Source organism: uncultured Xylophilus sp., assembly GCA_913776965.1.
GTDB lineage: Bacteria > Pseudomonadota > Gammaproteobacteria > Burkholderiales > Burkholderiaceae_C > Xylophilus.
This window is the reverse complement of record CAJYQL010000016.1, coordinates 37727-48522: the sequence shown is the minus strand read 5'-3', so window position 1 is coordinate 48522 and position 10796 is coordinate 37727. Positions and strand designations below refer to the sequence as shown.

Here is a 10796-nt window from a genome sequence, read left to right as displayed (position 1 = left end):
CAGCGCTAGCGCCGCCGGAGGTTGCCAGATCACCTTCGTGCGTCTCTCCGGTCGCGGATGCGCCCTCGCCGGTCGCCGCCGCGTCGGTCTCACCCGGCGGCGGCGCGGCTGCAGCGCCATCCGTGGTGCCGTCGAGTTCGGGCGCCGCACCGTCTTGTGCAGCATCGCTGTCCCTGGCCGCCGGCGCGGCAACAGTGCCGCCTCCCTCCCCCTCCGGCCCTCCGTCCGCCCCGCCCTGCGCGGCATCTGGCGATGTTCCCCCCGACGCCTGCGACTCTGCAGCGCCCCCGCCCGATCCAGCGTCCGATCCAGATGCCTTCTCAGCATCTCCGCCCTCGGACGCCTGTGAACCGCCATGCTTGGCCACTTCCGCGGCCACGACCGTTTCGGCACTGACAACGTCGGCCCGTGCGACCTCGGTCTGCGTGCGTAACGCGATCACCTCGGCCACGGCCGCATCGATCCCGGCCTGTGCCTGGTCGCGGCGCGCGGTCACGGCCCGTTCGGCGTCGGCGGTGTCCTGGTGGAGCCGCTCCGTCACCTGGCGGGTCTCCGCCTCGAGCGCCGCGTTCTCGCGCTCGACCGCGGCCAGCGGCGCTTCCAGCTGGGCCCGGGCCTTCTCCGCCTCGTCCTGCGGCGGCGTGATCGCGGCCCGCATGTCGTCCAGCACGGCATCGAGCTCCGCCCGAGCCGCGTCGATCCGGTCGCGCTGCGTCTCGGCTGCGGCTTGGGCCTGCTGGCCATGCGAGGCGGCCTCCGCCTTCGCCGCCTCGGCCTGCAGCCGGATCGGCTCGGCGGCGGCCGCTAGGCCGAGCAGGGACGCCAGCCGGTCCCGCGCCGGCTGGCCCGCGGCCTGCACGGCCGCAAGGATCTCCTGCTGCAGCGCTGCCAGCGGTCCGGCCGTCTGCTGCAGTCCGGCCTGGGTTTGCTGGATGGCCGCCGCGATGCGCGCATGGCCGGCCTGCAGGTCGGCGGCGAGGGCCTGTCCTGCCGCCGCGGCCTGCTGCGCGCTGGTTTGCAGATCGGCCGCAAGGGCCCGGAGTTCGGTCAGCCAGGCCGGCGGCGGCGTCGCGGCGCCGCCGGGCAGCAGGCCGTCCAGCTTCGTCCTGGCCTGGACGAGCAGGTCGTCGAACGCGGCCTCGCCCCGGGCGAACAGCGCCCGCAGTTCGGTCAGCGGCCGCTCCAGCTGCAGTTTCAGCGCGTCGACCTGGGCACGCACCGGCGCCAGCGTGCTCCGCACCTTGTCCATCGGCACCCGCATACGGACCTGGACCTCCTGAATGCCCTGGACCACCCGCGCTTCTGCGCTACCGATCTGCTGGCGCACCGGCTGCACCGCGGCCAGCTTGGCGGCGAGTACCTGCGCCGCCACCAGCGAGACCTTTTCTCGCGGCTGCACGGTGGTGACGAACAGATCGCGGCCGGCGCGCACCTGGGCCACCAGCGCCGGCGGCCGGCGCTTGACCGCCTCGGCCGCCGTATGCATCGCCTCGCTGGCGCGGGTCATCTGCGCCTGTGCCGCGACCAGGCCCTCGCGAACCGTCTGCAGGACCTGGACCACCCGTTCGATCGCCGCGCGCACCTGCGCGATTGCGGCGTCCAGTGCCGCGCGCAGCTGCTCGACGATGGCGACGGCCTGGTCGAGCAGATGCAGGGCCGTATCGCCCGCCCTCTTGACTGTCGTCCGCGCGGCGGTGATCGTGGTCTGGATGCCGGGGATCATGCCCTTGACCCCGACGAACAGCGCGCGCGCAATCGCCAGCGCCGGCGCGCGCGAGATGTAGCGGGTGCAGACCGCGATCGCGTTGTCGCACCGCACGTCGGCCTGGTCGAGTTCATCGCTCGCCAAGGCCAGTGCCCGGTCCGCACGCTCCATGAACGACACGACGCGCGCGCGGATCTCCTCGATCGTCGCCCGCGCCTGGTCGATGCGCGCACGGACCGGATCGAACCGGTCCGGCAACTGGCGCAACTGCGCGATCAGCGCGTCGATCTCGGCCATGATCTCGCCGAGCGCAGTCTTCATCTCGTCGATCGACCGGTCGACTTCGGCGACGCACTGGTCGATCACGCCGTTGATCTTAGCGATGCTGGCGTCGAGATGGCCGATCGCGGTCTCTACCCCCGCCAGCGCGGTATCGACGGCGACGCCGACCTCCTCGATCCGCTGCGCGGTGGTGTCGAACGCGAGCTCCACCGCGGCGAGGGGTGTGGCGACCAGCACGGCTGCATCGTGCGTGCGCCGCTGCAGCAGATCGCCCTGGCCGACGATCGCATCGGCCTCCTGGCCGACCGCCGCGATCACGGCATCGGCCCTGGCGGTGATGGCATCGATTCCGGTCATGACCGGCCGCACCACGCCTTCGGCCTGGGCCATCAGGCCGTCGAAGACGGTACGAACCTCTCCCCGGATCGAGGTCAAGTCCGCCTTCAGCCCGTCGGCGACCGCCATCACGTCCTTGCGCCAGGCCATCGGGTCGGCAAGCGAAGCCGCGGGCGGCACTGCCAGCCGGTCGGCACGGCTCGCGATGGCGGCGATGCGGGCCGGAAAACCGTCGACCGCCGGACGAATCGTCGCCAACCGCCCCGGTACCGTGCCGACGCTGCTCACCAGCGAAGCCACCGCACCGGCGACTTCGCCCGCCTGGGCACCGATGGCGGTCAGGCGCGCGGGCAGCGCCGCCGCGTCGCTCGTCACTGCCGTCAGATCGGACTGCAGCGTCGCCAGTGCAGCCGGCAATGCGCCGGCCAGCGCCGCCGGATCGATCGGCGGTGCGGTGGAGGCGACCTTGGCGGCCGCCGCCTGCAACTGGGTCGACACCTCGGACACCGTGGTGCCCGCGTCGGCGATCGCCTGGGTCAGCTCGGTCTGCAGCGTCGCCGATGCGGTCGTGACGGCCGCGGCTACCCGTTCGGCCCCTTCGCGGATGGCGGTGCTGGCTTTGGTGACGAACAGCATGCGACGGATGAGGGATGAGGTGTGGATCGATCAGAGCGCGGCGAGTGCGGCCGCGATGCCGCTGCCCGCATCGCCGATCGCCGTCGCGATGGCCGGCACACCGGAGGGGGTGGGCTCCAGCGAGACCGACGCCAAATCGATGTTGTCCAGCGTCAAGGCCACCTGTTCGAGGGACTGCAGGATTTCGGGCAGCACGTCGGCGCCTTCGATCTGCACCTCTTCCAGAATCGGCAGCAGCGGCAATGCCGAGATCGCACTGGGCCGCATGACCGGCTCGGTGTGCGCTACCGCGACCGGTGCGGTCGGAGCGGCCGCCGCAGCGACGACGATCGGCAGTTCGATGGTCCGCGCGGGGCTCGCGTCCGCGCGCGCGTCGGTCACACTGAGCGTGCCGGACGCGAGTTGCGCCGCAAGGGCGCGCAGTACCTGGTCATCGCTCCAGGACAGCAGGTGGCGTCGGCCCTGCGTGCGTGCGAGCACGCTGCGGAGCTGGTGCATCGCCACCACGTCGCCCCGCCAGCCCCGCAGATACCGTTCGGCATCTTCCGCCCGCCAGAACGACAGGGAGCGGCCGATCATGCCGTCTTCCGCACCCTCCAGAGGCGGCGCCGTCGCTTCGCCCCGTGGCGACCATCCGAGCCGGACAGACCGTATCCCGCGACGCAGGATCGCAAGCGCCTGCCTTCCGATCTGGTGAGGCGCATCGGCTTCGGCCGGCTCAATCGCAAGAAGGGAGGGAGGGTTGGACATGCCGGTCGCAGCGCGCAGAGATTCCGACTGTAGCGGACCCCGCTGTCGAATCCATCCCGATCTGCGGACCTTCTGGCGACCATCCAAACAAAAAAGCGCCCCTGTTTCCAGGGGCGCTTTCCGAGCAGATACCGCTTATATTGGTTGCGCGAGCAAGATTTGAACTTGCGACCTTTGGGTTATGAGCCCAACGAGCTACCAGGCTGCTCCATCGCGCGGCAAGGCACTGAGTATAACCTAATTATTCGCTCTTGGCGCCGTCTGCTGCATTTTCTTCTGCAGCCGGACGATCGACCAGCTCGACGAGCGCCATCGGAGCGTTGTCGCCCACACGGAAGCCCATCTTCAGGATGCGGGTGTAGCCGCCCGGACGCGCCTTCGACAGCGGGCCGAGCACGTTGAACAGCTTGGTGACGCTGTCACGGTCGCGCAGGCGGTTGAACGCCAGACGGCGGTTCGCCAGCGTGTCTTCCTTGGCCAGCGTGATCATCGGTTCGATGACGCGGCGCAGTTCCTTCGCCTTCGGCACCGTGGTCTTGATGACCTCGTGCTCGATCAGCGAATTCATCATGTTCTGCAGCATCGCGAGGCGGTGCGAGCTGGTGCGGTTGAGTTTGCGGAGTCCGTGTCCGTGACGCATGGTGCTTTCCTTACTTTATAAAAACAGGCGGCCGTGTCAGGTACCGCCCGGTGCACGTGGCCCTCGCGGGCCGATGAAAAATCAGCGCTTGTCGAGGCCGGCCGGCGGCCAGCTTTCGAGCTTCATGCCGAGCGTGAGGCCGCGGGAAGCCAGCACTTCCTTGATCTCGTTGAGCGACTTGCGGCCCAGGTTCGGCGTCTTGAGCAGTTCGTTCTCGGTCCGCTGGATCAGATCGCCGATGTAGTAGATGTTCTCGGCCTTCAGGCAGTTCGCCGAACGGACCGTCAGTTCCAGCTCGTCCACCGGACGCAGCAGGATCGGGTCGAACGGCGTGTTGCCGCCGCGCGGTGCCGGCTGGTCGAAGGCCGCGAGTTCGCCGCCTTCCAGTTGAGCGAAGACCGCGAGCTGCTCCACCAGAATCTTGGCGGATGCGCGCACCGCGTCTTCTGCAGAGATCGCACCGTTGGTCTCGATCTCGACGACCAGCTTGTCCAGGTCGGTACGCTGCTCCACACGGGCGCTCTCGACCGTATAGCTCACGCGCTTGACCGGCGAGAAGGAGGCGTCCAGCACGATCCGGCCGATCGACTTGGTCGCTTCGTCCGCGTAGCGGCGCATCGTGCCCGGCACGTAGCCGCGGCCCTTCTCGACCTTGATCTGCATGTCGAGCTTGCCACCGGCCGACAGGTGTGCGATCACGTGGTCGGGATTGATGATCTCGACGTCGTGCGGCGTCTGGATGTCGCTGGCCGTGACCACGCCTTCGCCGTCCTTGCGCAGCGACAGGGTGACCTCGTCGCGGTTGTGGAGCTTGAAGACCACACCCTTCAGGTTAAGCAGGATGTTGACGACGTCTTCCTGCACGCCGTCGATCGAGGAGTACTCGTGCAGCACCCCAGCGATGGTGACTTCGGTTGCCGCGTAGCCCACCATGGACGACAGCAGCACGCGCCGGATGGCGTTGCCCAGCGTGTGGCCATAGCCGCGCTCGAACGGCTCCAGCGCCACCTTGGCGCGGTTGAGACCGAGCTGTTCGACGTTGATCGCCTTGGGTTTCAGCAGATTGGTTTGCATGCGGACTTCCTCTCAATACCCCCAGCTCGTTACACCGGTAAGGCTGCGAAGCCGTGGCAGTGCGGTGCCCCGCACGCCAGGGAATGGACAATCGAAAAGGGCGCGGAGAGCGCCCGGGGGATCAACGCGAGTAGAGCTCGACGATCAACGATTCGTTGATGTCGGCGGCGAACTCGTCGCGATCCGGCACCTTCTTGAAGGTGCCTTCGGCCTTGTCGATCTGCACTTCGACCCAGGCCGGAATGCCGACCTGCTGGGCCAGCTGCAGAGCCTCGACCACGCGGTTCTGCTTCTTGGACTTTTCGCGCACGGCGACCACGTCGCCGGTCTTCACGAGGTACGACGGAATGTTCACCGACTGGCCGTTGACCGTGATGGCCTTGTGTGACACCAGCTGGCGTGCTTCGGCACGGGTCGAACCGAAGCCCATGCGGTAGACCACGTTGTCCAGGCGCGATTCGAGCAGCGACAGCAGGTTGGCGCCGGTGTTGCCCTTGCGGCGGTCGGCCTCTTCGAAGTAGCGGCGGAACTGCTTCTCCAGCACGCCGTACATGCGCTTGACCTTCTGCTTCTCGCGCAGCTGCAGGCCGTAGTCGGAGGTCCGCTGGCCCGAAGTGCGGCCGTGCTGGCCGGGCTTGGAGTCGAACTTTGCCTTGTCCGCGATCGAGCGACGGGCGCTCTTCAGGAACAGGTCGGTGCCTTCACGGCGGGAAAGTTTGGCCTTGGGGCCGAGGTAACGTGCCACGGTGGTTGTCCTGGTGAATCTGCCGCACGGGAGACGCCTCCGCGCACGGGAGCCAGCCGCAGAGAAAGCGACGGGCAGTGGGCTTCATGAAACGAGAAAAAAGCCTGCGATTATAGCCGCAGGCCGATGGGGAAGGCCAGCGATGGCCTTCGGCACTCAAATGCGGCGGCGCTTCTGCGGGCGGCAGCCGTTGTGCGGAACCGGCGTCACGTCGGAGATCGAGGTGATGCGGATGCCGAGAGCGCCGAGAGCGCGCACCGACGATTCGCGACCGGGGCCGGGGCCCTTGATCTCGACGTCCAGGTTCTTGATGCCCTGTTCGATGGCAGCACGACCGGCCACTTCCGATGCGACTTGGGCGGCGAACGGGGTCGACTTGCGCGAACCCTTGAAGCCCTGGCCACCGGACGAAGCCCACGACAGAGCGTTGCCCTGGCGGTCGGTGATCGTGATGATGGTGTTGTTGAACGAAGCGTGCACGTGCGCCACGCCGTCCGAAACGTTCTTCCGGACCTTCTTGCGGACGCGCTGTGCGGCGTTATTGGCGGGAGACTTGGCCATGTTTCTCTTTCAGTCCCGGTTTATTTCTTCAGGGCGGCAGCGCCCTTGCGCGGACCCTTGCGGGTACGGGCGTTGGTGCGGGTGCGCTGACCGCGCATCGGCAGGCCGCGGCGGTGACGGAAACCACGGTAGCAGCCGATGTCCATCAGGCGCTTGATGTTCATCGTCGTTTCGCGACGCAGGTCGCCTTCGATCGTGAACAGAGCGATCTGGTCGCGGATCTTCTCGAGATCGGCGTCCGTCAGGTCCTTGACCTTCTTGGAGTAGGCGATGCCGCTCGCTTCGCAGATCTGGCGGGCGCGGGTGCGACCGATACCGAAGATGGCGGTCAGACCGATCTCGGCGTGCTTGTGCGGCGGAATGTTGATGCCAGCGATACGTGCCATGTTCGTCCTCTAAAACTCTTAACCCTGGCGCTGCTTGTGGCGCTGGTCGGTGCAGATCACGCGCACGACACCCTTGCGGCGGATGATCTTGCAGTTACGGCAGATTTTCTTGACCGAAGCCGAGACTCTCATTGCTACTCTCCTAAAACTCTACATGCGTCCGACTCGATCGCGGGTGCGACGGCTGCGGACAAATCGTCATTCGCCAAGGCGGATCAACCGCCGCTGGCACCCTTGAAATTCGCCTTCTTCAACAGCGACTCGTACTGCTGCGACATCAGGTAGTTTTGTACCTGGGCCATGAAGTCCATGGTCACCACCACGATGATTAGCAGAGATGTACCACCGAAGTAGAACGGCACGTTGTACTTCAGGATCAGGAACTCAGGCAGCAGGCAGACGAACGTGATGTACACCGCACCGGCCAGCGTCAGGCGCAGCAGGATCTTGTCGATGTACCGTGCGGTCTGGTCACCCGGACGGATGCCCGGGATGAACGCACCGCTCTTCTTCAGGTTGTCGGCCGTCTCGCGGCTGTTGAACACCAGCGCGGTGTAGAAAAAGCAGAAGAACACGATCGCCGTGGCGTAGAACATCACGTAGATCGGCTGACCGGGCGTCAGGGCGCCGGAGATGTCCTTCAGCCACCGCATCGAATCGCCCGCGCTGAACCAGTTCACCACCGTGGCAGGCAGCAGGATGATCGACGACGCGAAGATCGGCGGGATCACACCGGCCATGTTCAGCTTCAGCGGCAGGTGCGACGACTGTCCGCCGTAGACCTTGTTGCCGACCTGGCGCCGCGCATAGTTCACGAGGATCTTGCGCTGACCGCGTTCGACAAACACCACGAAGTAGGTAACGAGAGCGACCACCAGCACGATGAAGATCGCGACCAGAACGCTCATCGCACCGGTCCGCACCAGCTCCAGCAGACCACCGATCGCATTGGGCAGGCCCGCAGCGATGCCGGCGAAGATCAGGATCGAGATGCCGTTGCCCAGACCACGCTCGGTGATCTGCTCGCCCAGCCACATCAGGAACATCGTGCCTGCGGTAAGGCTGACCACCGCCGTGAGACGGAAGCCGAAGCCCGGGCTCAGCACTAGGCCGGCGGAGCTCTCGAGCGCCACGGCGATGCCGAGCGACTGGAAGAGCGCCAGGCCCAGCGTGCCGTAACGGGTGTACTGGGTGATCTTGCGACGTCCCGCCTCGCCTTCCTTCTTCAGTTGTTCGAAGCTGGGCAGCACGTAGCCGAGCAGCTGCATGATGATCGACGCCGAGATGTACGGCATGATCCCAAGTGCGAACACGGTGAAGCGCGACAGGGCGCCGCCCGAGAACATGTTGAAGAGATTGAGGATGCCGCCCTGCTGCCCGTTGAAGAGCTGCTGCAGCTGTGCCGGATCGATACCCGGCACCGGGATGTGCGCGCCGATGCGGTAGACCACCAGCGCGAGCAGCAGGAATACCAGCCGACGACGCAGGTCGCCGAACTTGCCGGTCTTAGCCAAGGTTGCTGCGCTGGTTGCCACTGCGGTGCTTTCGGATCGTTTGCTTCGGAAGTTGCGTCAAGCGGGTCAGGCCACGCTGCCGCCGGCTGCTTCGATCGCAGCCTTGGCACCGGCGGTCGCGCCCACGCCGGTCAGCTTGACCGACTTGGTCAGCTCGCCCGACTTGATGACCTTGACGACCTTGGCCAGCTGGCCGACGAGGCCTGCCTGCTTCAGTGCCAACACGTCCACTTCGCCCAGGCCGAGCTGCTCCAGCGCACCCAGGGTCACCTCGGCGTTGAACTTGAGCGTCTGCGACTTGAAACCGCGCTTCGGCAGGCGACGCTGCAGCGGCATTTGACCGCCTTCGAAGCCGACCTTGTGGTAGCCGCCCGAACGCGACTTCTGACCCTTGTGACCGCGACCGGCGGTCTTGCCCAGGCCGGAGCCGATGCCGCGGCCGACGCGACGCTTCGCGTGCTTGGCGCCTTCGGCCGGCTTGATGCCATTGAGTTCCATGTCCTGCCTCGTATCAGAGTACTTTGACCAGATAGCTGATCTTGTTGATCATGCCGCGCACTTCGGGGCTGTCCTGCAGTTCGCTCACGCTGTTGAGCTTGCGCAGGCCCAGGCCGCGAACGGTGGCGCGATGCGATTCCTTGGTGCCGATGGGGCTGCGCACCAGTTGCACCTTGACGGTTTGTTGCGTCGTCATGTGAATTACTCCGGTCAGGCGGCGAAGATGTCTTCGACCGACTTGCCGCGCTTGGTTGCCACTTCGGAAGGCGTCGTCGACTTGACGAGCGCATCGAAGGTCGCACGGACCATGTTGTAGGGATTGGACGAGCCGTGGCTCTTGGCGACGACGTCGGTGATGCCCAGCACTTCGAACACGGCGCGCATCGGGCCGCCGGCGATGATGCCGGTACCCTTGGGAGCCGGCGCCAGGAACACGTTGGCAGCGCCGTGGTGACCCGTCACCTGATGGTGCAGCGTGCCGTTCTTCAGCGACACCTTCTTCAGGTTGCGACGGGCTTCCTCCATCGCCTTCTGGACGGCAGCCGGCACTTCCTTGGACTTGCCCTTGCCGAAACCGACGCGACCATCGCCGTCGCCGACCACGGTGAGTGCGGCGAAACCGAGGATCCGGCCGCCCTTGACGACCTTGGTCACGCGGTTGACCGCGATCATCTTCTCGCGCAGACCGTCGTCCTGGCCTTCGGTCTGCACTTTGGGTTGAAACTTAGCCATGATGTTCTTCCGTCGTGCTTAGAACTGCAGACCCGCTTCGCGGGCAGCGTCGGCCAGCGCCTTCACGCGGCCGTGGTAGGCGAAACCGGCGCGGTCGAAAGCGACCTTCTCGACGCCTGCAGCCTTCGCCTTTTCGGCGATGCGCTTGCCGATCGCGGTGGCGGCAGCGGCGTTGCCGCCCTTGCCGACGCCGCCGAGGGCCGTGCGCACTTCCGCTTCCGCGGTGGATGCCGATGCGAGCACCTTGGAGCCGTCGCCGGAGATGACGGTCGCGTAGATGTGCAGGTTGGTACGGTTCACCGTCAGACGCGCCACGCCCTGTGTGGCGATGCGGATGCGGGTCTGGCGCGAACGGCGGAGCCGCTGCTCTTTCTTGGTCAAGGACATGCTGCGACTCCTTACTTCTTCTTCGTCTCTTTGATGACGATCTTCTCATCCGCATAGCGGATGCCCTTGCCCTTGTAGGGCTCGGGCGGACGGATGGCGCGGATCTCGGCGGCGATCTGGCCGACGCGCTGGCGGTCGGCACCCTTGATCACGACTTCGGTCGGGGTCGGCGTGGCGACCGTGATGCCGGCCGGCATTTCAACGTTGACCGGATGCGAGTAACCGACGGCCAGGTTCAGCTTGGTGCCCTGTGCGGCAGCCTTGTAGCCCACGCCGACCAGCGACAGCTTCTTCTCGAAGCCCTTGCTGACGCCCTGGACCATGTTGTTGACCAGCTGGCGCAGCGTGCCGCTCATCGCATTGGCTTCACGCGACTCGTCGGCAGGAGCGAAGCTCAGCTTGCCGTCGTTGTTCGAGACGTTCACCAGCGCGTTGGTGGCCAGCGACAGCGTGCCGCCGGTGCCCTTCACGTTGATCTGGTCGTTCTGGATCGACACATCCACGCCTTGCGGGATGGCGACCGGCATTTTTCCTACGCGGGACATTTCAG

Annotated in this window: 14 protein-coding genes and 1 tRNA gene; all 15 read right to left on the bottom strand. The window is 66.3% G+C overall.

Translation table 11 applies throughout. From position 1 onward, the window contains the following. Positions 1-2959: hypothetical protein (locus QZ500_RS02060; RefSeq protein WP_295850172.1), on the bottom strand; the 2959-nt coding region annotated here is incomplete at its 3' end. A 30-nt stretch (positions 2960-2989) separates the two neighbouring features. Then, positions 2990-3538, bottom strand: a complete 549-nt coding sequence (locus QZ500_RS02055) for a hypothetical protein (RefSeq protein ID WP_295850170.1) — start codon at positions 3536-3538, stop codon at positions 2990-2992. Between the two features lie 312 nt (positions 3539-3850). Then, positions 3851-3927: transfer RNA gene (locus tag QZ500_RS02050), tRNA-Met, on the bottom strand. Positions 3928-3950: 23 nt separating this feature from the next. Next, positions 3951-4349, bottom strand: coding sequence for a 50S ribosomal protein L17 (gene rplQ, locus QZ500_RS02045; protein ID WP_295850168.1), 399 nt, complete (start codon positions 4347-4349; stop codon positions 3951-3953). Between the two features lie 81 nt (positions 4350-4430). After that, positions 4431-5423, bottom strand: a complete 993-nt coding sequence (gene rpoA, locus QZ500_RS02040; RefSeq protein WP_295850166.1) for a DNA-directed RNA polymerase subunit alpha — start codon at positions 5421-5423, stop codon at positions 4431-4433. A gap of 121 nt (positions 5424-5544) precedes the next feature. After that, positions 5545-6168 carry a 30S ribosomal protein S4 gene (gene rpsD, locus QZ500_RS02035; RefSeq protein ID WP_295850164.1) on the bottom strand — a complete coding sequence of 208 codons (624 nt, stop codon included), beginning with the start codon at positions 6166-6168 and terminating at the stop codon, positions 5545-5547. Positions 6169-6324: 156 nt separating this feature from the next. Further along, on the bottom strand, positions 6325-6729 hold the full coding sequence (rpsK, locus tag QZ500_RS02030; RefSeq protein ID WP_198969232.1) for a 30S ribosomal protein S11: 405 nt from the start codon (positions 6727-6729) through the stop codon (positions 6325-6327). A 20-nt stretch (positions 6730-6749) separates the two neighbouring features. After that, complete coding sequence (gene rpsM / locus QZ500_RS02025; RefSeq protein ID WP_295850160.1) at positions 6750-7115, bottom strand: 30S ribosomal protein S13; 366 nt, start codon at positions 7113-7115, stop codon at positions 6750-6752. An 18-nt stretch (positions 7116-7133) separates the two neighbouring features. Then, on the bottom strand, positions 7134-7247 hold the full coding sequence (gene rpmJ, locus QZ500_RS02020; protein ID WP_003050535.1) for a 50S ribosomal protein L36: 114 nt from the start codon (positions 7245-7247) through the stop codon (positions 7134-7136). 83 nt (positions 7248-7330) lie between these two features. Further along, on the bottom strand, positions 7331-8650 hold the full coding sequence (secY, locus tag QZ500_RS02015; RefSeq protein WP_295850141.1) for a preprotein translocase subunit SecY: 1320 nt from the start codon (positions 8648-8650) through the stop codon (positions 7331-7333). A 45-nt stretch (positions 8651-8695) separates the two neighbouring features. After that, on the bottom strand, positions 8696-9127 hold the full coding sequence (gene rplO / locus QZ500_RS02010) for a 50S ribosomal protein L15 (protein ID WP_295850139.1): 432 nt from the start codon (positions 9125-9127) through the stop codon (positions 8696-8698). A 13-nt stretch (positions 9128-9140) separates the two neighbouring features. Continuing rightward, entirely contained in the window at positions 9141-9323 is a 183-nt protein-coding gene (gene rpmD / locus QZ500_RS02005; RefSeq protein WP_055840933.1) for a 50S ribosomal protein L30, read from the bottom strand. Positions 9324-9337: 14 nt separating this feature from the next. Further along, the gene (gene rpsE, locus QZ500_RS02000) at positions 9338-9859 is read right to left on the bottom strand and encodes a 30S ribosomal protein S5 (RefSeq protein ID WP_295850136.1); all 522 of its coding nucleotides are present in this window, start codon (positions 9857-9859) and stop codon (positions 9338-9340) included. A gap of 18 nt (positions 9860-9877) precedes the next feature. Beyond that, positions 9878-10246 carry a 50S ribosomal protein L18 gene (rplR, locus tag QZ500_RS01995; protein WP_295850135.1) on the bottom strand — a complete coding sequence of 123 codons (369 nt, stop codon included), beginning with the start codon at positions 10244-10246 and terminating at the stop codon, positions 9878-9880. Positions 10247-10257: 11 nt separating this feature from the next. Then, the gene (gene rplF / locus QZ500_RS01990) at positions 10258-10791 is read right to left on the bottom strand and encodes a 50S ribosomal protein L6 (RefSeq protein ID WP_295850133.1); all 534 of its coding nucleotides are present in this window, start codon (positions 10789-10791) and stop codon (positions 10258-10260) included. Positions 10792-10796: the final 5 nt, after the last annotated feature.

Excerpts from the sequence above, each read along its gene's own strand:
- rpsK (WP_198969232.1), bottom strand. The coding sequence starts at position 6,729 with ATGGCCAAGTCTCCCGCCAATAACGCCGCACAGCGCGTCCGCAAGAAG.
- rpsM (WP_295850160.1), bottom strand. The coding sequence starts at position 7,115 with ATGGCACGTATCGCTGGCATCAACATTCCGCCGCACAAGCACGCCGAG.
- rpmD (WP_055840933.1), bottom strand. The coding sequence starts at position 9,323 with ATGACGACGCAACAAACCGTCAAGGTGCAACTGGTGCGCAGCCCCATC.
- rplO (WP_295850139.1), bottom strand. The coding sequence starts at position 9,127 with ATGGAACTCAATGGCATCAAGCCGGCCGAAGGCGCCAAGCACGCGAAG.
- rpmJ (WP_003050535.1), bottom strand. The coding sequence starts at position 7,247 with ATGAGAGTCTCGGCTTCGGTCAAGAAAATCTGCCGTAACTGCAAGATC.
- QZ500_RS02055 (WP_295850170.1), bottom strand. The coding sequence starts at position 3,538 with ATGATCGGCCGCTCCCTGTCGTTCTGGCGGGCGGAAGATGCCGAACGG.
- rpsE (WP_295850136.1), bottom strand. The coding sequence starts at position 9,859 with ATGGCTAAGTTTCAACCCAAAGTGCAGACCGAAGGCCAGGACGACGGT.
- rplQ (WP_295850168.1), bottom strand. The coding sequence starts at position 4,349 with ATGCGTCACGGACACGGACTCCGCAAACTCAACCGCACCAGCTCGCAC.
- rplR (WP_295850135.1), bottom strand. The coding sequence starts at position 10,246 with ATGTCCTTGACCAAGAAAGAGCAGCGGCTCCGCCGTTCGCGCCAGACC.
- rpoA (WP_295850166.1), bottom strand. The coding sequence starts at position 5,423 with ATGCAAACCAATCTGCTGAAACCCAAGGCGATCAACGTCGAACAGCTC.
- rplF (WP_295850133.1), bottom strand. The coding sequence starts at position 10,791 with ATGTCCCGCGTAGGAAAAATGCCGGTCGCCATCCCGCAAGGCGTGGAT.